This is a genomic window from Caballeronia udeis (assembly GCF_044909315.1).
GTDB lineage: Bacteria > Pseudomonadota > Gammaproteobacteria > Burkholderiales > Burkholderiaceae > Caballeronia > Caballeronia udeis_A.
The window spans coordinates 147,554-169,183 of sequence record NZ_JBIYEB010000012.1 but is presented as its reverse complement, the minus strand read 5'-3'; the positions used below and the strand labels follow the sequence as shown (position 1 = coordinate 169,183).

The window sequence follows — 21,630 nt, the reverse complement described above, 5'->3', positions numbered from 1 at the left end:
TCCCCAGGCATTACTCAGCGATGCTCTCGTAGCCGTAGTAATTCGTGTATGAGCTGCCCGACATCAGCTTCGACTGCGGTACGTCGGTCAGCAGCACGCCCTTCATGTTCACGCCGCCGTGATGCAGGCGCTTCATCGTTTCGCCGATCTCTTCCACCTGGTTGCGGCCATGGCGCACCACCAGCAGGCTCGTGCCGGCATGCTTGCCGATCACGGTTGCGTCGGTGACCGCGAGTACCGGCGGGGTATCGATGATCACGAGGTCGTACTGGTGCTTGAGCACTTCCAGCACCTCATGCATGCGGTCGCTCATCAGCAGTTCCGACGGATGCGACGGCAGCGAGCCCTTGGTCAGCAGGTCGACGCCCGGCAGCACGTCATGCAGCACCGCAGACTCGATATCCGAGCCCATCAGCACGTCCGACAAGCCCGGCATATGACGCACGCCGAAGTGCGAGTGGACGTCGCCGCGGCGCATGTCGCCGTCGATCAGCAGCACGCGCTTTCTCGTCGATGCAACCAGGGTCGCGAGGTTGACCGAGAGGAACGACTTGCCGGCGTCCGGACGCGAGCCCGTCAGCATCACCACGTTGTTGCGTGCATCGGCCATCTGCAGTTGCAGTGACGTGCGCAGGCCGCGAATCCCTTCCACTGCCGCGTCTTCCGGCGAGGTCGCGGCGAGGACGTGAAGACCCTGGCTACGCGAACCAACCTTCTGCTGCAAGCGCAATTGCTGGCTGCTGCGCGGCACGATGGCGAACACACGCACGCCCAGGCGGTTTTCGATTTCTTCCGGACGTTCCACGCCGCCATACAGCGCCTTGCGGATGAACGCCACGAGGATGCCGAGAACCAGGCCGCCGGCCAGGCTGATCAGGATCACGAGCAGGCGCTTCGGACGCACAGGGTCGTCAGCCGGTTCAGCGAAGTCGACCACCCGCACGTTGCCTACTTGCCCGGCCTTCGCCACGCGCAGCTGCTGCGCGCTGTTAAGCAGGTTCGTATAGAGCTCGGTATCCACCCGCACGTCGCGCAACAGGCGCAGCGCGGTCTGTTCGGTATCGGGCAGCACGGAAACGTTCTTGGTCAGCGAACCTTGAGCGGACTGCAGGGCCGCGATCTGTGCGTCGAGCGCTGCCACCGACGGGTGGTTTGCGGTGAAACGCTGCGAGAGTTCGGCGCGTTGCTGTTGCAGGTCCATCAGCTTCGACTTGTTGTCGACGACTTGCTGCAGCAACAGGCGGCTTTCTTCGCTCAGGTCGACCGTGCCTTGCTTGTTACGGAAGTTGTTGTACTTCTGCTCGGCCTGGTCGAGTTGCGCGCGTACTTCCGGCAACTGCTGCTCGAGGAACGCGAGCGTCTTGCCGGCTTCCGCCGAACGCGTGTCGAGATCCTGCTGGATGAAGCGGCGCGCGATGTTATTCACGATCTGCGACGTCAGCTTGCTGTCATGGCCTTCAAGGCTCAACGCGATGATGCCGGACTGCAGCGTGGTTTCAGCCACCGACAGGCGCTTTTGCAGCGCATCCACGGTACCGAGTGTGGAGAAGCGCGTCAGCTCGTACTTGGCGCCCGGCTCACCGACCATGTTTTCGACCAGCAGCGTGACCGGTCCGAGCGTGCTCGTGCCGCTTGCTTCCTGGCCGACCTTGCCGTTCAGGATCGCAATGCCGTCCGGATCGCTCAGCACGTAGCTGCCGTTTTCACCAGCGGTCAGGATGTAGGTCTTTTCGTAGGCTTCCTTCGGTGTGTCGAACTTCGGCACCGAAATGCTTTCATTGCCCCAGGCGAAGCCCGAGAGCCAGCTCACCGGCGCCTGGCCGTTGCGCGTGCCCAGGATGTCGCTGATGACGCCGCCCACGATCGGGAAGTAGCGCGGGCGAGCCGCGATATCCAGATGCAGCTTGTTGACCGTGTCCTCGACCACCAGCCTTGAACGCAGCAACTCGATTTCAGCCGCGGTCGTCGACTTCGCGTCGAACATCTGCGACACGGTCTGCACCGCGTTGGCATTGTTGTTATTGGCGTTGTTCGCCGGATTGCTCTCGGTCACCTGGATCATGGCGTCGGCGCGATACACCGGCGACGCAATGAATGCGTACGCCGTGCCGAGCGCGACTACGGCCAGGGTCACTATGGCGATGATTCGCCAGCTTCCCAAGATGGCCGCCAGGTAGTCGGACAAGCGTAACTCGTCCCCCGTCGACACCACATCCGCATAGCGGTTTTCAAAATTGATGGCCATTTTTTGTCGCTCACTCAAACGAACAATCGAAACGGGCCGGTGCCTGATGTCCTCATGACGTCAGGAACCGGACGCAGCTCCAGGACTACTTGGTTACGATCGCGGCGGTCAGGCCCGCATTGATCGCCGGCAACAACAGGTTCAACACGCGGTTGGCGCGGACAAGACCACTGTTGTCGACATAGACAACATCCTTCGATTCCAGTGGAAACTGGTTCGCAAGCAACATGGACACCGGCGAGCGTGCATCGAGGCGATAGATGATCGGCGAGTCGCCGGTTGCCTGGCGCACCACGAACAGCTGCGACGCATTGGAGGTGTCCTGGTTGATCTGGCCCGCCTGCACGAGCGCTTCGCCCAGCGTGAGCGTGCCGTCGCGCAGCGGCGACACGGCTGTGGGCTTGGTCACTTCGCCCATCACGTAGACCGTGTTGTCGTCGCGGGAGTCGACATGCAGCATGTCGCCCGGCTGCAGCATGATCTCGGCGGGGTTCTTGCCCTGCTTCATCATCTGCGCGACGTTCACGGGATACGCCACGCCGTTGCGCGTGATCGTCACGCGGCTTTGATCGGCGGTCGGCGCAAAGCCGCCCGAACGGCTGATAGCTTCAGTCAACGTCATCGGGATGTCGTTGATCGTCTGCGCACCCGGCGCACGCACGTCACCGTCCACATAGACTTGCGACGCACGGAACGAGGCCACGCGAACCGTCACTTGCGGCTTCACGAACACCTTGCTCAGGTCCGAATAGATCTCGCGCTGGATCTGCTCCGCGGTCTTGCCCGCGGCGTGGATCGGGTGCGTGACATACGGAAACTGGATATTGCCGTCGCTGTCGACCACGAAACCCGGTGCGGCGTCGCTGGGCTTGGTGTTCTGCGCCGGCTGGCCAAGTGCTGCGGCGAGTTCCGGGTGATCCCAGACAACGATCTGCAGCACGTCGCCCGAGCCGAGCTTGTAGCCCGATGGCTTGGCAAACAGGTTGAGCTGCGCCTGCGCCGTGGCGTTGCTCTTCTGATCCGCGCGGATCTGGCGGATCAGCGTCAGGTCGATCTGCTTGATCGGAATCTGCATGTCGCTCGTCACGTCGCCGTTATCGGAGGTCGTGACCGGCAACGCAGCCGGCGTGATCATGTGTTGGCCCGGTACGAGCGTACACGCAGAAAGCACGGCGGCAATCGCCAGGGAAAGGGCCACACGCGTTCCAGGCACGGCATGGCTGTTTTTGTTCGGCACCGCGGCACCGGATAGTTGTTGGCTGTTCATGTTGTCGTCCCCTGCTTCAATAAGCGTTGGTGTGGCGCAAACCCTTGAAGATCGTCGCGAAGATAATTTTCATATCCAGTCCGAACGACCAGTTTCCGAGGTAGTACAAATCGTGTGCTACGCGTCCCTCCATTTTTTCGATGCGATCGGTCTCGCCGCGAAAACCGTTCACCTGCGCCCATCCGGTGATACCGGGTTTGATCCGGTAGCGGTGGATGTAACCCGATACGACCTTCTGGTACAGATCGTCGTGTTCGAGCGCATGTGGACGCGGTCCGACTACCGACATGTCGCCGCGCAGTACGTTGAAGAACTGCGGCAGTTCATCCAGGCTCGTGCGGCGCAGGAAACCCCCTACACGCGTGATCCGCGGGTCGCCGCGTTTTGCCTGTTCGAGTACGCCCGCTTTCTGCGCATGCAGGCGCATGGTGCGGAACTTGTAGATGGTGAAGACGCGGCCATCCGCGCCTTTGCGGCGTTGTTTGAAGAACACCGGGCCACGTGAACTCAACTTCACCGCGATTGCGCAGGCGAGCAGCACCGGCGAGACCGCGAGCAAGGCGCCCAGCGCGAAGAAGCGATCGAAGATCTCCTTCTGCATCATCGCGTTCGGCGGCAACGGCGACGCCGCCAGGTTGATCGTCGGCACGCCGAGCAGGTTCGTCACGCTGCCTTCGAAGAGCGCAAGGGTGCGCACGTCGGGCATGAAACGGATGTTGATCAGGTCGTTGCGAAACTCGTCCACGAGCTTGAGGATCGTGCGTTCTTCAGTCAGCGGCAGCGCGAGCCAGACTTCGCCCACGTGCTGCGTGCGTACATAGTTAGCGAATGCTTCGTGCTCTTCGAACACCGGCACACGCGTGTTCATCTTGGTGCCGGCCTGTACGTTGTAGGCAGCCGTTGCACGGAAACCTGCTGCAGGCGCCGTGTCGATCTTGCGAACAATCTCGTCGCAATGTTCACCGCATCCCGCGACAGCGACCTGCTGCAAATTCAGGCCCGCGTGACGCACGCGTCCCAGCACGCTGTGCGTGACCAGGCGGCCGGCGATCATCGCGGCGCCCGCCAGGCCGGTCCAGTAGACGAACCAGAGACGCGACACGAAGTCGATACGATGCAGGGAGAACATCAACACCATCGCGCAGACCTGCACGACGAGCCAGCTCAGCGCGACCTGGCCCGCGAGCGCGCCCTTCGAGCGGCCACGCCATGACGCATACACACCGAACGCGGGAAACACAGCCAGCGAAAACGCCGCTGCGAATGCCACGAACGCCAGATAGAAGCTACGCTGCGAGACGTCGTCGAAACGAATCTGCGACGCCACGAACGCACTCAGCACGATCATGGTGACGTCGAATACTCGCGCCAGCAGGTCTGTTATTCCGCGCATTTTTATTCTCCCCGAACCGCTCACTTTTTTGCTTGACGGTTGTTTAATTGCACCGGCCATACTTGTCGTCGAATCTGACGATGTCGTCTTCGCCGAGGTAGGTCCCAGACTGCACTTCAATGATTTCGAGCGGCACGCGACCGGGATTCTCAAGGCGGTGACGCACGCCAAGCGGGATATAGGTCGATTCGTTTTCACTCAGCAGAAACTCTTCTTCACCGCGAGTGACGAGCGCTGTGCCGCTTACGACAACCCAATGCTCCGCACGGTGGTGATGCATTTGCAGCGACAGGCGCGCGCCCGGATTCACCACGATGCGCTTCACCTGGAACCGCTCGCCGTGATCGATGGAGTCGTAGAAACCCCACGGGCGGCGAACTTTTCTATGCGCATCGGCTTCCGGTGACTTCGCAAGCTTGATGCGCGACACGAGCCCCTTGATGTCCTGTACGCGTGAGCGGTCGGCCACCAGCACTGCGTCGTCGGTCTCGACCACGATCAGGTTCGTCGTGCCCACACACGCCACGAGCCTGCCGCCTTCGGAGCGCGCGTAGCTTGCGGTCGATCCTTCGAACAGGACCCGTCCGCTTGCCGCGTTGCCGGATTCATCCTTCTCCATCGCGTCCCACACTGCGTCCCATGAACCGAGATCGGACCAGCCGGCTTCGAGCGGTACGACTACACCCTTGAACGGCGAATCGGGCTTGCCGAGATGCTCCATCACCGCGTAGTCGATCGAATCGGAAGGTGACTTCGAGAACTCCGCAGCGCATGGACGCAAGTATCCGTCTGCTTTATTCAGTTGTTCGTACGACAAGACACATGCCGCGTGCATCTCCGGCTGGAGTTGTTCGAGTACGGCAAGCCATACCGATGCACGCACGACGAAGATGCCGCTGTTCCACCAATAATTACCCGCTGCCACGTATTGCGTGGCCAGTTCCGCAGCCGGCTTTTCGACAAAGCGGTCAATGCGGTGCGCGCCGTCCTGGAGTGCGTCGCCCAGGCGGATATAGCCGAAGCCGGTGTCGGGACGCGTAGGAGGAATGCCAAGCGTGGCGATGTCGCCGGCCTGTGCAAAACGCGCAGCTGTTTCGATGGACACATGCAACGCATCGAGATCCGCAATGGCATGGTCGGCCGGCATGGCGACGAGGATGGCGTCCTGGCCATCGGCACAGGCGGTCAGCGCAGCGAGCGTCAGGGCGGGAGCGGTATCGCGGCGTGCGGGCTCAACCACGATGCGTGCCGTCACGCCGCTGTCACGCACCTGCTCGCTGGTTGCGAAGCGATGCTCTTCACCGCACACGATCACGGGCTCAGCCGCCACGTCCCACGCTGCGGGGAAGTCTTTCATGCGCAGCACGGTCGCCTGCAACAACGACTCGGTGCCGATCACGCCAATCAACTGCTTCGGAAATTGTTCCCGCGACACCGGCCACAGCCGCGTGCCCGACCCGCCCGCGAGAATCACCTGCACGAGACGCCGGCAATCCGCGGTCAGTCCCGAAGCGGTGATCGTCTCAGCGGATTCCTCGATGTCCTGCCTGATCTTGCTGTCCATTTTAGTATTCCTATGTTCTTGAACCCGTTCCCCGGGCGGAGCTGCACGCGCCATTTGCACCGATCGTCGACCCCGGTTCAGCCGAACCGCTTACGTTTCAACGCTCCGTGACCACGGTCAAAAAAAACTGGACTCACCTCAATCAGACGCCGGCATCGCGGCGGCTTTGCATCCGGTATTCGGTCGGTGAAATAAGAAGCCGCTTGCGGAAGATCTTGGCAAGGCGGTCGCCGTTACCCATGCCGCTGCGGCGCGCGATCTTGTCGACCGGCAGTTCCGAGTCGGTGAGCAATGTGCACGTCACGGCAAGGCGCGCTTGCAGCAGATAGTCCGAAGGCGTGATGCCCATCTCGATCTTGAAGCGGCGCAGGAAGTTGCGTTCGCTCATGGCCGCCACTTGCGCTGCGTCCACGACCGAGATCGGCCGCTCGCAGTTGTCCTGCAGCCAGCGCGCCGCAGTGCGGATCTTGTCGCCCGCGGACGCCGTGCCGCTGTCGCCGAGCAACGGGACCAGCTTCGACGCCGAGCCGGGCATCAGGCGTTCCGCGACCCCGCGCGCCACGTCTACACCGAGGTCGCGCTTGATCATCAGCAACGCGCCCTTCATGGACTCGTAGCGATCGCCCGCTTCGCTCGCCTGCTCTTCGCGCACGGCGTGCATCATCGAATGGCCGATGCGGATCTGCGACTCGGCCGCGTGGCCAATGCCGGCGGCATCGAGCACCTTGCGTCCTTCCGCAATCGACTTGACCACCGTGGTCTTGGAGTGCACGCGGCGCAGCCATTCCACAATGCGTTCGTCACCTGCAGCACCGTCTGCGCCCTTGCCGCCGGCTACGAACAATGCGTCAAAGCCGCCGTAGTGGCGTGCATCGAGGCCATCGGTCCAGACGCGTACCGACGACGAACACGCGACATTACCGCCTTCGACGGAGAGGAAACGCACGTCGTAGGTCCAGTCGTTGCGTGCCTTCAGGACCGCCAGTTCGTTCGCGACATGGAAGACCTCCGCGACAATGCCGGCGCCCAGCAGCGAGAAGCCGTCGAACAGCAGGATCGCGATGCGGCGGACTTCCGCCTGGGTGCTGCGAGGGGCCGGCTGTAGCCATCCCATTACGGCGGGTTCAAGACTGGCGTACGGCATGGCGTTCCCCTGCGAACTTGTTGAATCCAACATGACTGGATAGTGGGTTCTCATTGCGGTGCATCATAGACACCCTCAAGTTTGATTAGGTTGTCGTGACTGAAAGTAGCGAGATGTTGGCGGAAAACTTCCGACGTCGCCATTCAAATCCTTTCATTGCGTGCGCTGCCTATCATTCGGTAAATTTCGATACGTCCGTTCGGTAATTTCGTAAAGAAATTGAATGTCCGGAATTTTTATTTCGAATGCCTCATTGCAAGACGAATGCCAGTCCAATTCAACCGCACATATCGGACAGGGGTGTCTGAACCCCGGAACGTCATACAAATCAACCTTCCGCGCGGTTTATAAAGCCCCACGCGGCAAGGCTCGCCGGACCGTTCCGAGCGCTGGCGGAGATGGGCCAAGAGCGTCAGGAGCCGTAAACGTTGCGTGCGTGAAACATGAGAAAACTCGATTAAAAACACGCTTCACGAAGACCACGCTATTTAACGTTCGGTTTAGCTCCTTGAAAAACCAGTTCTAATTGAAATACAAGGGTTAAATCACGCGTTTAAAGCATCGGCGCGATTAACAACATAATCCGGCAACGTGCGGTGTCGCACATACTTCGATTCTTTTCTCATATGGATCAAAATGATGTTTCATGAGAGAAACAAAATTAATTCATCTGATAAAAGCGCTTTCAACGGCTGATTAAATGCCTTGATCCGGATATCGCGACCGGTGAAATCCCGTTCAGGCGAGTGCTGACGGGTCATCGGCGAAAGATCGAACAGACCCGGCGGACCTCAAGAGCAGGCGAAAAAATCCGCAGAAGTGGCGGATGATGACGACTCGCTGCAACCACTCGCATACCAGTTGTCGGCAGAGCTGCGCGCCCGCCCTTGTGTGAGATCGCCCACAGTCGGCCGCGGGCAGGATCCCCATGAAGCCGTCGCGCGTTTTGATACAGATTAGTTACGCATGCGTCGGTTGGCGCAAGGCGCGCCAAACAACGCCGGATCGGCCAGATTGTCGCGCTATCCCGCCACCCGTATGAGCCCGGATGGCCCAATGCCGTCAGCATCCGACAACGTCCATCGCAACGGCTGGCGTGTTCGATGCGCCTCGCCTATCCTCAGCGCATTTGGAGGCCCCATGAAATGGGGCTTGCAGGACCATACGCCTGCTCGCGGCACCTTCAAACAGTGCCTGATGTTGCAGCGCGGGATAGAAACTTGCAGGCGTTTACCGTGCGATCGGGCACTGCGGCGCAGCGCATCCGAAAACGTTTCATTCAGGTAGCACGAAGGTGGAAAGTGCCGCTTTCCCCGGTGGAGAACACCGGCGGCGCGGATTCGAACCACCCGGCTCTCGACCTCGGGGTGTAATGAAAAATTCATCGGCCGAAAGACTCACCGCAATGACGGCGCCGCGCACGGGCCGCGTGCTGGCTCAATACAGCAGGGTTGCGCTGGCCTTCGCCATCACACTGTGCATATGCGCTTGCCGGGGCGAAAGCGCGTCGGCGCAGGATGCGCCCGCCGTGGCCGCCGATACCGTGAAGATTGACGGCAGTTCGTGGACACCTTGTGCGGCGGAATACGAGCGCTGCTCCTTCGACGGCACGAAGAGGGTGCTGTACGGCACGCCTGATAAACATGTAGTCAAGACATTCACCGGCGGCACGGGCTGCGATAACGGCGTGTTCGACGACCCCGCGCCGGGTTCATTGAAGCGGTGCTGGGTCGAAGCTGCGGCGAACAGCGCTGTCGCTCGCCTGGCCGCCGAGGCACCGCCCCCTTCATCCCCGCTGCCGATGCAATGCAGCGCAGCTGCGGAAATGAAGGCAGCAGTCGATGCCCCGGCTTCCGGCGATGTTGTCGAAGCCGATACGCCCGGCAGCGACGGCACGCGCATGTTCCCACTTCACAAACCGTTCGAACTCGCCCTGACCACGCGCGCTAAATCGGCCGGCACGCTGACATGGCGGATACAGGACGCCTGGAATACGGTCAAGGCGAGCGGTCATTTCGCCGTGACGCCCGGAGCGCATACATCGACTATCAAGTGCACGTCCCAGGCCGCCGGCTATTTTTCGATCGCGGCACAACTGGACGCCGCCAACGCAACCCCTGTCGTATTGCCGTCGCGCGGCACGCGGCCGGCGGGTATTGCAACCTTTGGCGTGCTGCCCGATCTCGCCGCGATCCTGCCGGCCGTCACGTACAAGTACCCCGATCTGCATCGCTTCGGCGGTCAGGGGGCAGCGTATCTGCTGCCCGGCCAGTCGTGCTGTTCCGGCGATGGATACAGACCGCTCTACCCGGACCTGGGCCTGACGTGGGTCAACGACAACCGCAACTGGTACATGACCGAGCCGAAGGCGCCGAACACCTTCAATCCGGCCGCCGACAACCTCGCGCCCTTCTTTAAAGCCGGCGACCTGCTGCGGCTGATCCAGCTCGATGGCATTCCGGGCTGGGCGAATCGCACAGGCCAGGACACGCATAGTTACGGACCTTCCTCGCTGGCCGACTACAGCGCCTATATGAAGCGCGTTGGCGAGGAATCGAACCGCGTGCGCTCGAGCGTCTTTCCGCAGCAGTCGAATAATTACTATCAGGTGAGCTGGGAACCCGACTACGAGGGCGGCCTGCCCTGGCGCGACACGGACGCCAATCTCGTCGCCATGTACAAAGCGACTTACGAAGCGATCCACGCCACCGATCCTCATGCGGTCGTGATGGGGTTGACGCTGTCGTCGCTGGGGAAAAACACCGAGTGGCTGAACCGGCTCGCGCCGCTGGGGATTGCGAAGTATCTCGACGGCGTGAGCGCGCATGGTTACTACGACGTGGGGACGTCGCCATCACATCCGCCAGAACGCATGGCGGGTAACAGCGATCCCGAGAAAGCCGCGCAAAGCCTGCCGGTGATGATGCGCGGGCTGCGCCACGCCATGACGCAGATGCTTAAACCCGGCGCGAAACTGTTCATCACCGAGTCGGGTATCAGCTATGACATCGGCACGAAGTACGGCCCCTCTACACCATCGGCCAACGTGCTGTATGCGCAGGGCGCGCTCGTCTCACGGCTGCATCTGATCCTGCTTGGCGAGGGTGCGGACATGAGCTACATCTTCTACACAGCCGATCCGACCGAAGTGGGTTACGGCATCTTCTTCGATCTCGTCAACGCCGAAGGCGGCTACGGCCAGACGCAGATCAGCCCGAAGCCCGCAGCCATGGGCGTGGCGGCAATGACCCGCATCATCGATGGCACCAACACGCTTGGACCCGTCAAGAACACACCGCCCGGCGTCTATGCGTACGCGTTCCAGCGGCTGAACGGAGGCAAGGTCGTGACCGCGCTGTGGACGCACGAGAATGCGGTATGGCCGGGGGCATCGGGATTCAGCGAGACGCATGCCGTGAAATACACGCTGCAGGTGGATGCAGCGGGAACCTCCGGAACGCTCACCGTGCTCGACATGATGGGCAATCCGTCCACGCTGCCCTATGCAAACGGCCGCGTGGCGCTGACGCTGACCGAGGCGCCGGTGTATGTGGTGTCGCAGAATGCCGGCGTGATGAAGGCGAACGTCAACACGCCCGAGGGGTACGTGGCGCAGTAACCATCCGGTCTTCATTTGCCGCGATCGGCTTGCCCCGGACACGATGTGGCCGGGCGCCTCCATGCAACGCTCGCGCGTATCGCCGGCTACCGTTGCAGCACGAAAACGACGCTCAGGCGACACGTTTTCCCTCTCCACGGCGTTTCAGGACTCCATCGAATTTTTGCGAAAGTTCCGACAGAACCGGATGCTCGCGTGCCTTACATTCGATTTCCATGATGACGGTGGAACAACGAGGCATCGCCTGTCCGGGACCCGTTCCAGTCATCTGATCCGCACACGCCGCCAGGACCTGGCGGGTCCGCTCGTGCCATTCGCAACATTACGCGCATCGTTTTTAGGGCAGTGGCAACGCCGCTGCAATCGCCATGAATCAACCTGATCAAGGGCACGCCACTGCATCCGCGGGCGGCCTCCTTTTCGCCGCCCTTCTCGGCTGCCTGACCGTCCTGAGCGCTCGCCCGGATGAACCCGCGCATGACAACATCGCGCAGATGACGCCTGACGTTGAAGCCTCGGCCCAAGCGCCCGCTGACTTCTGAAGCGACCGTTTCTTCCTGCCTATGACGCATCGCCAAGGCCTCTCAACGGCGATCCCACCGATTGGCTTCCAAACGCGATCTTTCGGCGTATTAAGCCAGTTCAAAGCCGATACGGCAGCGATGACCGCGCGCTAAACTGACTCATCTGCATAAAATGCCGACGCAGTGAGCGAAGCCAGGCAAACATTGCGCGTCTGGCCGCCAACACAGCGATCGAAAGCACACTCGGAACCATCATGGACGGCCTGCGCTGGACGGCGATCATCGTCGTTGCAATGCTCGGCGGTGGGTTGGCAGTCTGCGTGCTGATCGCCCTAGTGGTCCTTTTCCTGGGCCACGTCGCCGCGCGCTTATTTAATAACGATGAACATGACTGAGGTACCACGAGCGTGACCGATCTCTCTTCGTTCTCATCAGTCGCCGCCGCTGCGCAACAAGCTGATCTGCTCAAGAAAGCGCCGCAGTCCGACTCCCCCGTGATCCTCGACGACACGGATTTCCTCAATGCCATTCGCCTGACGCCGCTGGTGTCTATCGACCTGATCGTGACCGACGGCAACCGCCGTGTGCTGCTGGGACAGCGTCGCAACCGTCCCGCGCAAGACACCTGGTTCGTGCCGGGCGGCCGGGTCCGTAAAGGCGAAACGCTCGACGCCGCGTTCACACGCGTGGTTCGTGACGAGCTGGGCATAGCCAGCGTCCAACGTTCGTCGTCGCGTTTGTTCGGCGTTTTCGAACACTACTACGACGACAACTTCGCAGGCGTCCCGGACATTGCCACGCATTACGTCGCACTTGCTTATTCGATCATGCTGGGCGGCTCGGTGCCGATCGGCCGTTTCGATCAGCACAGCGACTATGCATGGCTGATGCCTGCGGAAGTGCTGGCCCGCGAAGACGTGCACCCGAACGCGAAGGCTTATTTCCGCTAAGCAAAGCGAGTAGTCAGTAGTCCAGCGGTAACTTGAAAAGCGGCTCTGACGAGCCGCTTTTTTCACGTGCCGCGCACGAAAAAAAGCCCGCACGTGGCGGGCCAAAGACCATAGCGCGCGCCGGGGGGCTAGCGCTACTTACAACGCGGTTCATGCTGCAATTCGAATCCTGTTCACCTTGTTCGCCGGACGTGTCTGCAGCTGACACCGGTCCGGCGTATCCATCGATTCCTGGTTCATCACCGGCGGCTCGTGAACCGTGCCGGCTGCCGGGCTGCCCGCGAACCTAGCCGATCAACTCCGGCGCCTCGTCGAGCGGTTCGTCGTTCATCACCGGCGCACGATTGCGGCTCGCAAGAAACGCGCGCAAGTAGGCTTCGAACGGCTCGGCCACTTCGGGGTGACGTAACGCAAACTCCACGGTCGCTTTCAGATAACCCAGCTTGCTGCCGCAGTCGAAGCGCTTGCCCTTGTACCGGTAAGCGAGCACCTGTTCATGCGCGAGCAATGCCTGGATCGCGTCGGTCAACTGGATCTCGCCGCCCGCGCCCGGCTTCTGCGTACGCAGATGTTCAAAGATGCGTGGCATCAGCACATAGCGTCCAACCACACCCAGGTTGGATGGCGCCCGCGCAGGCTCGGGCTTCTCCACCACACCCGCTATCTTGAAGAGCCCGTCATCCCACTGGCGGCCTTCAATCACGCCATATGACCCTGACTCGCGCCTGTCGATCTCCTCCACGCCCAGCACCGACGAGTGATAGCGGTTGAAGACCTCGACCATCTGCGCCATGACGGGCGGCTCGCCGTCGAGCAGGTCGTCGGCGAGCATGACGGCGAACGGTTCGTTGTCGATCAGCTTTTCCGCGCACAGCACCGCGTGGCCCAGTCCGAGCGGTTCGGCCTGACGCACGTAGACACAGTTGACGTGGGAGGGTTTGATGCCGCGTACAAGTTCAAGCAACGTGCGTTTGCCGCGTGCTTCCAGTTCGGCTTCAATTTCGTATGACTTATCGAAGTGGTCTTCTATCGCCCGTTTGCCGCGGCCCGTGACGAAGATCATTTCCGTGATGCCCGCCGCAACCGCCTCTTCCACCGCATGCTGGATCAGCGGTTTATCGACGATGGGCAGCATTTCTTTCGGACTCGCCTTGGTTGCAGGAAGAAAGCGCGTACCAAGTCCTGCGACGGGAAACACCGCCTTGCGTACCTTGAGCATGTCCGACCCCCTTTTGTTTTGTCCGGCGCTCGTTAACGGGCCAGGATTCTGGTCAACGCGGTCTCTCGCCACGCCTCGTGCAATGCCTCGTGCCACGCGAAAGAGAAACCTCGTGACGGGTTTTTTCATCACTGATGGTCAGCTTATTACTTGAATATCGAAACCATCTGCCAACATCTCGTTCTTTTCAGACGACTGCCCTGACGCTTCTGCCACGCCGCGTATAGTGCGACGCATACGAGATCAATCCCCACCGCCCGGACTGGCAACGGAGACAAGTTGATGGGACACGCCAATGGTATGAGCCGGCTGCAAATCGTGCGATTGCCGAGTGCTGACTCTGCGACGGTGTCCGATGCGTCCCGCTCGAACCGGCACAAACCCGGGTACGAAACCGCATCCGGAGCCGCGCACGAGCCGGGGCCGGGAACAGCCAACGAAGCGATGCAAGAAGCCATGCACGAAGCGATACAGGAAGACAAGGCCGCACCGAAGCGGATCGGCATACTGATCTTCGAAGACTTCTCGCTAGTCGAGGTCAGTTCGATATCGGAGGTGTTTTCGCTCGCCAACGAGATTCACACGTTATCCGATTCCGCCGCGCTCAAGTCGGGTGCCGCGCCGGATTATGCGTTACTGTTCTTGTCGAGCGATGGCGGCAGCGTTGCGAGCAGTTGCTCCATGCGCATCTGGACCGAGAGTCTCGACACGCGCTGGATGAGCGAGTGCGACGCCCTCTTCATTGCGGGCGGCGAAGGCGCGCAGCACGCGAAACTGGATACGCAGCTGCTCAGGCGGCTGAGCCGGGTCGCACCGAAGATATCGTTTGTAAAGGCCATTGGCGAAGGGTCGCAGATCCTCGCGGCAGCGAACCTTTCACTGCAGAACCGTGCGCCCGACTTCGAAGACCCGGCAGCGGCTTCTGCGTTGACGAGTTCGCTGTTCATCGCCGAGCAGACGTTGACACTCGATGACCCCAAGGGTCCGATCGCGGCCGCGCTGTCCATCATCAAGCGCGATTACGGTCCAACGGTGGCGCGGGAAGTATCGGAGCGCTCCATTCCCGGTGCGTGGCCGAAGCTGTCTGCAGTCCTCGACGACACCGACGTGGGCGGCGTGCGGCAAAAAATAGACGCAGCGGCACGATGGATGCGTGAAAACTACATCCGGCCGATTTCGATTGCCGACGCCGCACGCGTGGCGGCCATGAGCGAGCGCAATTTCCTGCGCCGCTTCAAGGCCCAGATCGGGTTGACGCCGTCGGAATATTTGTTGCGGGCGCGACTCGATGCGAGCTGCATGCTGCTTGCCGCGACCGATCTTCCTGTCGATAAGATCGCGCGTCGATGCGGAGCCGGCAGCGGCGATGGACTGGCCAAGATATTCCGCAAGCGCCTGTCCATTTCGCCGACCGAGTATCGGCTCGCCGGGCGCAGGAAAGCCGCGGAGGAGTGAAGCGTTACGTGTTGCAGCAACGTTGGAAACACGAGTTGAACGCGGGCATCAAGAACGAGCATCAAGAGCAAGGTTTAAGCAGGCGGCAGGCACAGCGCAACAAGCGCAGCGGTGACGATCCTGGTCACCGCCCAAGCGCGCGCTTTTCGGGGGGCGTATGACGGGTACGACGGTTTTGAGTTGGATCACCAATTTCGGCGATGCGGGTTTGACCATTCCCGTGGCGGCCGGATGTGCGCTGTGGCTCAGCACGACTGACAAACGCGAAGCGTTGATTTGGCTGGGTACGCTGCTGGGCGCGCTGGTGCTGGTCGGCGTGAACAAGATCCTGTACGCGGGCTGCGGTTTCGAGATTCGTTCGATCGACTTCCGCGTGATCAGCGGCCACACCATGCTGACATCGGCGGTATGGGGCGTGACGTTCGGTTTGCTTGCCGGCAGCAGGGGCGTGAGGTGGTACAGGCTGGGCGCAGCGGCCGGGTTGGCACTCGGCGCACTGATCGGCTTGTGCCGGGTCGTGCAGGACGCCCATACCCCGATTGAAGTCGTGGCGGGCTGGTTCCTGGGTGGCGGTATTGCGTTGTTTTTCCTGCGGCGCTTTTTCAAACAGCCGCGCAAGATGCCGGGGTCGATCTTCGCTGGGGTGGGCCTGCTCGCGGTATCGACCATTGCCTATGGGCATCACGCACCGATTCAGCAAATGCTCGTGGCGTACTCACCGTGGTTGTGCCGCTGGTTCGATTTCTGATTTCCAGCTTCTTTTGCCGATTCTTTTGCCGATTCTTGTCGAAACGCTCGCGTCAGGTTCGACTTGCTGGCGCGAGCGAACAACATCCTTTTAGACAGGCTCGATCAGCTCAGCTTGTTCGACCACTTCCGCAGGGAACAACGCGGGCAGGTACTCACGCAAATAAGCCTCGAAGTCTTCGCGCACTTCGGGGTGTTGCAACGCGAGCTGCACCGTCGCCTTCAAATAACCGAGCTTGCTGCCGCAATCGAAGCGGGTGCCGTAATACCGGTACGCCAGCACCTGCTCGACCGCCAGCAACGACGCAATCGCGTCGGTCAACTGAATCTCGCCGCCACTGCCGGCCCGCGTATTGCGCAGATGCGTGAAGATGCCCGGCATGAACACATAACGCCCCACCACCCCCAGATTCGACGGCGCCAGGGCCGGCTGCGGCTTCTCCACAATGCCGGACAGCTTGATGATGTCCTCTTCCCACTCGCGCCCTTCAATCACCCCGTAGGACGCGCTGTCGATACGGCTGATCCGCTCAACGCCAATGACCGAGCTATGGTAGTGATTGAATACATCGACCAGTTGCTTCATGACCGGCTCCTTGCTGTGAAGGAGGTCGTCGGCCAGGATCACGGCGAACGGGTTTTCGCCAATCAGCTTCTCGGCGCATAGCACGGCATGGCCCAGTCCAAGTGCGGTCGGCTGGCGAACGTAAAAGCAGTCCACGTTCGCGGGCTTGATGTTGCGCACGACCTCGAGCAACGCCTCCTTGCCGCGTGCTTCGAGTTCCGCCTCGATCTCGTAGGATTTGTCGAAGTGGTCTTCAATCGCCCGCTTGCTGCGGCCCGTCACGAATATCATTTCCGTGATTCCTGCCGCTATCGCCTCTTCGACCGCGTACTGGATCAGCGGTTTGTCGACGACCGGCAGCATTTCCTTCGGGCTCGCTTTTGTCGCGGGCAGGAAACGGGTGCCGAGTCCCGCGACAGGAAATACGGCTTTGGTGACTTTCAGCATCGCGCGCTTCCCTAAAATACTTTTAAATTAATGCACGAACGCTCGTTCGTGCGGTATCCAACGCATCGAATTCACGTTCACTCAAAGCTTTCAATTGCGGCGCCAATATTCATCGAAACCCGCTTTTGAAAACGTAAAATAATCTGCTGCATCGCAAGACGGAGTGCCGGATGGCGCTGGCCCCGGTGGCAGCCGAAGCCGGCCGGTGCGGAAAAAAAATATTCGACTATCCGCCGCACCGCAGCACGACCGTTCTCAAACGTTTATTCCTGATCGTCCGAATGCGGAAAACGAATGCCCGACGCGTTCAGTTTCGACATGGGATCGTTACGTAGCGCGTCCCGATAAGCCGAGACCGCTGCGAGGATCAACAAAACAGCAATACCGGCAAGTGCGTGCATGTCCATGGCGTACCCCTGTTTTTGAATGGTTTGAAATGAAGTTAGCAGAAAAAAAACGACAAATAATTGCCGAATAAATTCGTTACCTTTCGAACAGACCGTAAGGAGGTTTTTGCTCATCATGTGCAGGATGAGGTGTTTGCCACGCATATTTTTCCATTATTTGCCAGACTAATATGGCGTCTAGCACCGTGCGCCGCTTGGAGAGCGCTTAGTGTGCGATGAGTGCACGAGACAAGGCGCCGCCAAGGCCGGGAACCGTCTCCGGCCTTTATTCAACCTGGACACGAGGTTTTCAATGAGCGATTCGTCCCTGCTCGATCCGTCCGGTTCCTCCCTGCAGTTACCGCTCGAACGCGCAGCCGCTGTCAGCATCGACGACCGCGACGTCGCCATCAACGCGTGGCGTGGTTTTGCGGCATTACTGGTCGCTTATTTTCATTGCCGCCAGATCACCTGGATCGGCATACAGCAATTCCACAGAAGCGGGGCCAGGTTCGACCTCAACACGGTCTTCAGCTATCTCACCTTCCCGATTGCCTGGGGTTCGGCCGGCGTGCCGATCTTCTTCGTGATCAGCGGGTACTGCATTCATCGTGGAACGGCACGCAAGCTGCTCGCCAATCCAGGCGCACCCTTCGATACCGGCAACTTCCTGATGCGCCGTTTCGCGCGTATCTATCCGGTGCTGCTAGCGGCGCTGGTGCTGACCTATGTGCTGGATACGTTCAGCCTCGGCTTCACGCCGGTCAGCCCGAAGATTGGCACAGCGGACCTGCATTTGTTCATCGTCAACCTGCTCTCGCTGCAGGGCGTGGCCGGCGGTACGTTCGGGTCGAACGGTGCGTTGTGGACGCTGTCGCTCGAAGTGCAGTTCTATCTTGTGTATCCGTTGCTGATTGCATCGCGCCGGCGGATCGGAATGAAGGCGGTGCTGGTTAGCGTTGGCGTCATCAACGTGATTTCCGCACTGGTCTTCGAGCGTCACGAGATTGTGTTGTTCGCGTCGTACTGGTTCTCATGGACACTCGGCGCGTGGATTGCCGAGGCGAAGGCCGCGCCCGACGCACAAAAGATGCCGAACGGGTCCATGAAGCTGAAGATCGCGGCCTTGGTGGTGGCGGTGATTGGCTGCGGTGCGTTCAAGTTCGGGCAATACCTGGCATTCCAGTTCTGGGCGCTCGCGTTCGCGCTGTACCTGTTCCAGGCGCTGGATAAACCCATGCGCAACTCGTTGCCGGTACGGGGCTTTTCGTGGCTCGGCGAGTTCAGCTTCTCGCTTTATATCGTGCATATTCCGATCCTTATCCTGCTCGGGTCGGTGCTGTTTCACTCGGCGCTGCAAACGACCATCTGGGCGTCGTTCGCCTTCATGCTCGTGCCCATCGCGGTGGCCTTCGTGTTCTACATGCTGGTCGAGCGCCCCGCGATGAACTGGTCCGCCAGCCTCAAGCGGCGGCAATCGGCTGCTGCCTGAATACCGTCGGATCTCTAACGAAACGAAAACGAAGAAGCCCCGCTGACGCGGGGCTTCTTCGTTTCCAGACCTGTGGAGCGGACCCTAGCTTCGTTTCGACCGCGACTTGCCGGCGACATCGGAGAGAATCTTTTGAACGCTCTCCACGTACCGTTCGGTCCCGAAGCGGTTGATCGCATTCGCATAACCCTGTTCGACCAGACGGTTGCGCAGACCCGCATCGGCCGATAACTCACCCAGCGCGCCTGCGAGCGCGTGGACATCGCCGGGCGTGCACAGAATGCCGTTCTCGCGATCTTCCACGATGTCCGTCACACCGCCCGCCCGCGCCGCCACGATCGGCCGCTTCGCCAGCATGCCTTCAATAATCACGCGGCCGAACGGCTCCGGGCTGATGGACGTATGCGCAACGACATCGACGGCTTTCATGCATGCTGCAATGTCGTGCTGGAAGCCGAGGAAATGCACGCGGTCAGCGAGGCCGTGTTCGAGCACGTAGGCACGCAATTCCGCCTCGTAGGCGTCCTCGCCGAAGAGCGCCGACCCAACCAGTACGGCGTGCATCTCGGGCGCCTCCAGCAGCGCCTCGAGCAGGATGTGCTGCCCTTTCCAGCGTGCGAGCCGGCTGAACGAGCCCACCAGGAACGCGTCCTGCGGCAAGCCGAAGCGCGCCCGCAGCTCGTGCTGCGCGACAGATTCCAGCTCGGTGAACGGCTCGGCGGAAATGCCGTTGAACACCACATCCAGCCGTTCCTCTTTCAGCCGCGTCAGCGCGGTGAGCGCTACGGCCGATGCCGTCGAATTCGCGATCACACGCTCCAGCATGAGCTTCGTGCACCACTTGATGATGGTGAGTTGCGTCTTGCCGAAATGCTCCGGGCTGACGATATCGCGCAGATGCCAGACCACCGGGCGCCGCGAGATCAGTCCGGCGATCGCACCGACCACCATCGCGCGCTGCGTGTTCACGTAGATCACATCCGACTTGCGCGACTTTTCCAGCGTGCCGCGCACGAGGCTCATCACGCCGCCGATCATGCCCGCACCCGGCCGCTTCATCCCGCCGTCCTTGCTCAAGCCGCCGAGCCCGGCGCCGTCGAGCACGTCGACCTTGATACCGACTGCTTCGAGTGCGATACGAAACGGGCCGTCGTCGAACAACACGGTCTCGTTGGTGCCGCGCATGTTCTTCATCACCTCGAGCAACGACAGTTCCGCACCGCCCAGCACGCCGCTTTGATCGACGGCCAGTACACGCATGGCGTCGGCCTCTTCGTGATCCTGGTCCAGCTGCGCAGCCGCTGCTGTGGATAGCGGATCGATGACCGTTTCAATGACTGGCACCGGCGGCATTGCCGGCGGTGCGAGCGTGAACTGAGGCGCGACGCTTTGCACGTAAGCGCGCAGGCCATCGCGGAAATGCCTGATCGAAAAACGCTCGGCATTCGCGCGGCAATCGGCCGGATCGATCTTCACCGCGCCGAGTTCGAACCCCTCCACCGCGTCGATGATGGAGGTGGTCGTCTGTTCATCGAAGAAAAGGCCCGTTGGGCGCGCGTGCGAACTATCGAGCACGGTCTCCAGCGCGCCGCCCTTGCCATATGCGATCACCGGCGTCCCGCACGCTTGCGCCTCGACCACCGAGATGCCGAAGTCCTCTTCGGCCGCGAACACGAACGCCTTCGCGCGGCGCATCTTGTCCTGCAGGACGGAGAACGGTTGATACCCCATGATCTCGACGTTCGGCGTGGCCTTGTCGCGGATCTTGCGCATGTCGGGGCCGTCGCCGATCACGACCAGCTTGCGCCCGGGCATCTTCGCAAATGCTTCCACGATCAGATCGATCTTCTTGTAAGGCACCATCCGCGACGCCGTCAGGTAGAAGTCCTCTTTCACCTCGCATAGCTGGAACGCTTCCACGTCGACGGGCGGAAAGATCACATGGGAATCGCGGTGATAGACCTTGTTGATCCGTCGCGCGATGAACGCCGAATTCGCGATGAAATGGTCCACCGAGTTCGACGTGCGGATGTCCCAGTTGCGCATGTAGTGCAGCACCATGCGCGCGAGCAGCGACTTCACGCCGGCCGTGAGATTCGATTGCTGCAGGTACTGGTGTTGCAGGTCCCATGCGTAGCGGATGGGTGAATGCACGTAGCTCACGTGAACCTGGTCCGGGCCGGTCAGCACGCCCTTCGCCACCGCATGGCTGCTGGAAATGACGAGGTCATAGCCGGACACGTCGAGTTGTTCGATCGCCAGCGGCATGAGCGGCAGATACGAGCGGTAGCGCTTTTTCGCCTGCGGCAGTTTCTGGATGAACGAGGTGGTGACCTTCTTGCCGCGCATCCATGACCGCTCTTCCATGAAGTCGACGACGCTGAACAGATCCGCATCGGGAAAGCATAGGACGATCTGTTCGAGCACCTTCTCCGCGCCCGCAAAAGCGACGAGCCAGTCATGCACGATCGCCACGCGTGGGACTCGTTTTGCGATTCTTGCGCGGTGGCGGGCCGGTGTGTCCTGCACAGCAGGCGGGGGCAGGCCGACCGCGTCGAGCGTCGCTCGCACCGGGTCGATGACCGCTTCATCGAGATCATGTCTCACGTGTCT

At 60.9% G+C, this 21,630-nt stretch carries 16 protein-coding genes; 7 read left to right on the top strand and 9 right to left on the bottom strand.

Features of this window, described 5'->3' with window-relative positions; genetic code table 11:
• Positions 1–10: 10 nt before the first annotated feature.
• The 5 genes from ABH944_RS20530 to ABH944_RS20510 all read right to left on the bottom strand — a co-directional run bounded on the left by ABH944_RS20530 (position 11) and on the right by ABH944_RS20510 (position 7,613).
• Positions 11–2,245: a polysaccharide biosynthesis tyrosine autokinase gene (locus ABH944_RS20530; RefSeq protein ID WP_404609528.1), complete on the bottom strand. Its 2,235-nt coding sequence runs from the start codon at positions 2,243–2,245 to the stop codon at positions 11–13.
• A gap of 85 nt (positions 2,246–2,330) precedes the next feature.
• A complete protein-coding gene (locus ABH944_RS20525) occupies positions 2,331–3,512 on the bottom strand; it encodes a polysaccharide biosynthesis/export family protein (RefSeq protein ID WP_404609529.1) in 1,182 nt (393 codons plus the stop codon).
• A 16-nt stretch (positions 3,513–3,528) separates the two neighbouring features.
• Positions 3,529–4,905 carry an undecaprenyl-phosphate glucose phosphotransferase gene (locus tag ABH944_RS20520; protein ID WP_404609530.1) on the bottom strand — a complete coding sequence of 459 codons (1,377 nt, stop codon included), beginning with the start codon at positions 4,903–4,905 and terminating at the stop codon, positions 3,529–3,531.
• A 43-nt stretch (positions 4,906–4,948) separates the two neighbouring features.
• A complete protein-coding gene (locus ABH944_RS20515; RefSeq protein ID WP_404609531.1) occupies positions 4,949–6,469 on the bottom strand; it encodes a mannose-1-phosphate guanylyltransferase/mannose-6-phosphate isomerase in 1,521 nt (506 codons plus the stop codon).
• A 142-nt stretch (positions 6,470–6,611) separates the two neighbouring features.
• On the bottom strand, positions 6,612–7,613 hold the full coding sequence (locus tag ABH944_RS20510) for a GlxA family transcriptional regulator (RefSeq protein ID WP_047844966.1): 1,002 nt from the start codon (positions 7,611–7,613) through the stop codon (positions 6,612–6,614).
• A 1,372-nt stretch (positions 7,614–8,985) separates the two neighbouring features.
• Between ABH944_RS20510 and ABH944_RS20505 the strand changes: the two genes are divergently transcribed.
• The 4 genes from ABH944_RS20505 (at position 8,986) to ABH944_RS20490 (ending at position 12,706) form a co-directional block, all read left to right on the top strand.
• Positions 8,986–11,232: a hypothetical protein gene (locus ABH944_RS20505; protein WP_404609532.1), complete on the top strand. Its 2,247-nt coding sequence runs from the start codon at positions 8,986–8,988 to the stop codon at positions 11,230–11,232.
• Between the two features lie 368 nt (positions 11,233–11,600).
• Positions 11,601–11,774 carry a hypothetical protein gene (locus ABH944_RS20500; RefSeq protein WP_404609533.1) on the top strand — a complete coding sequence of 58 codons (174 nt, stop codon included), beginning with the start codon at positions 11,601–11,603 and terminating at the stop codon, positions 11,772–11,774.
• 236 nt (positions 11,775–12,010) lie between these two features.
• A complete protein-coding gene (locus ABH944_RS20495) occupies positions 12,011–12,151 on the top strand; it encodes a hypothetical protein (RefSeq protein ID WP_156529100.1) in 141 nt (46 codons plus the stop codon).
• 102 nt (positions 12,152–12,253) lie between these two features.
• Positions 12,254–12,706 carry a GDP-mannose mannosyl hydrolase gene (locus tag ABH944_RS20490; RefSeq protein WP_404609643.1) on the top strand — a complete coding sequence of 151 codons (453 nt, stop codon included), beginning with the start codon at positions 12,254–12,256 and terminating at the stop codon, positions 12,704–12,706.
• Positions 12,707–12,992: 286 nt separating this feature from the next.
• On the opposite strand, the gene galU (ABH944_RS20485) is transcribed toward ABH944_RS20490, so the two are convergent.
• Positions 12,993–13,925 carry a UTP--glucose-1-phosphate uridylyltransferase GalU gene (gene galU / locus ABH944_RS20485; RefSeq protein ID WP_404609534.1) on the bottom strand — a complete coding sequence of 311 codons (933 nt, stop codon included), beginning with the start codon at positions 13,923–13,925 and terminating at the stop codon, positions 12,993–12,995.
• A gap of 282 nt (positions 13,926–14,207) precedes the next feature.
• On the opposite strand from galU (ABH944_RS20485), the gene ABH944_RS20480 reads away from it, so the two are divergent.
• Together ABH944_RS20480 and ABH944_RS20475 are read left to right on the top strand one after the other, a co-directional pair.
• Positions 14,208–15,380, top strand: a complete 1,173-nt coding sequence (locus ABH944_RS20480) for a GlxA family transcriptional regulator (protein ID WP_404609535.1) — start codon at positions 14,208–14,210, stop codon at positions 15,378–15,380.
• A gap of 157 nt (positions 15,381–15,537) precedes the next feature.
• Positions 15,538–16,128 (top strand): phosphatase PAP2 family protein, encoded by a 591-nt coding sequence (locus ABH944_RS20475; protein WP_404609536.1) that lies wholly within the window; start codon positions 15,538–15,540, stop codon positions 16,126–16,128.
• A 90-nt stretch (positions 16,129–16,218) separates the two neighbouring features.
• On the opposite strand, the gene galU (ABH944_RS20470) is transcribed toward ABH944_RS20475, so the two are convergent.
• Both galU (ABH944_RS20470) and ABH944_RS20465 read right to left on the bottom strand, forming a co-directional pair.
• A complete protein-coding gene (gene galU, locus ABH944_RS20470) occupies positions 16,219–17,139 on the bottom strand; it encodes a UTP--glucose-1-phosphate uridylyltransferase GalU (RefSeq protein WP_062081931.1) in 921 nt (306 codons plus the stop codon).
• A 263-nt stretch (positions 17,140–17,402) separates the two neighbouring features.
• Positions 17,403–17,546, bottom strand: a complete 144-nt coding sequence (locus ABH944_RS20465) for a hypothetical protein (RefSeq protein WP_165936459.1) — start codon at positions 17,544–17,546, stop codon at positions 17,403–17,405.
• A 292-nt stretch (positions 17,547–17,838) separates the two neighbouring features.
• On the opposite strand from ABH944_RS20465, the gene ABH944_RS20460 reads away from it, so the two are divergent.
• On the top strand, positions 17,839–19,017 hold the full coding sequence (locus tag ABH944_RS20460; protein ID WP_404609537.1) for an acyltransferase family protein: 1,179 nt from the start codon (positions 17,839–17,841) through the stop codon (positions 19,015–19,017).
• 84 nt (positions 19,018–19,101) lie between these two features.
• Here the strand turns inward: ABH944_RS20460 and ABH944_RS20455 are convergent, their stop codons facing one another.
• Positions 19,102–21,624, bottom strand: a complete 2,523-nt coding sequence (locus ABH944_RS20455) for a glycosyltransferase family 4 protein (protein WP_404609538.1) — start codon at positions 21,622–21,624, stop codon at positions 19,102–19,104.
• Positions 21,625–21,630 lie beyond the last annotated feature (6 nt).

Excerpts from the sequence above, each read along its gene's own strand:
- ABH944_RS20525 (WP_404609529.1), bottom strand. The coding sequence starts at position 3,512 with ATGAACAGCCAACAACTATCCGGTGCCGCGGTGCCGAACAAAAACAGC.
- ABH944_RS20500 (WP_404609533.1), top strand. The coding sequence starts at position 11,601 with ATGAATCAACCTGATCAAGGGCACGCCACTGCATCCGCGGGCGGCCTC.
- ABH944_RS20505 (WP_404609532.1), top strand. The coding sequence starts at position 8,986 with ATGAAAAATTCATCGGCCGAAAGACTCACCGCAATGACGGCGCCGCGC.
- ABH944_RS20520 (WP_404609530.1), bottom strand. The coding sequence starts at position 4,905 with ATGCGCGGAATAACAGACCTGCTGGCGCGAGTATTCGACGTCACCATG.
- galU (WP_062081931.1), bottom strand. The coding sequence starts at position 17,139 with ATGCTGAAAGTCACCAAAGCCGTATTTCCTGTCGCGGGACTCGGCACC.
- ABH944_RS20510 (WP_047844966.1), bottom strand. The coding sequence starts at position 7,613 with ATGCCGTACGCCAGTCTTGAACCCGCCGTAATGGGATGGCTACAGCCG.
- ABH944_RS20465 (WP_165936459.1), bottom strand. The coding sequence starts at position 17,546 with ATGGACATGCACGCACTTGCCGGTATTGCTGTTTTGTTGATCCTCGCA.
- ABH944_RS20460 (WP_404609537.1), top strand. The coding sequence starts at position 17,839 with ATGAGCGATTCGTCCCTGCTCGATCCGTCCGGTTCCTCCCTGCAGTTA.
- ABH944_RS20495 (WP_156529100.1), top strand. The coding sequence starts at position 12,011 with ATGGACGGCCTGCGCTGGACGGCGATCATCGTCGTTGCAATGCTCGGC.
- galU (WP_404609534.1), bottom strand. The coding sequence starts at position 13,925 with ATGCTCAAGGTACGCAAGGCGGTGTTTCCCGTCGCAGGACTTGGTACG.
- ABH944_RS20530 (WP_404609528.1), bottom strand. The coding sequence starts at position 2,245 with ATGGCCATCAATTTTGAAAACCGCTATGCGGATGTGGTGTCGACGGGG.
- ABH944_RS20480 (WP_404609535.1), top strand. The coding sequence starts at position 14,208 with ATGGGACACGCCAATGGTATGAGCCGGCTGCAAATCGTGCGATTGCCG.
- ABH944_RS20515 (WP_404609531.1), bottom strand. The coding sequence starts at position 6,469 with ATGGACAGCAAGATCAGGCAGGACATCGAGGAATCCGCTGAGACGATC.
- ABH944_RS20475 (WP_404609536.1), top strand. The coding sequence starts at position 15,538 with ATGACGGGTACGACGGTTTTGAGTTGGATCACCAATTTCGGCGATGCG.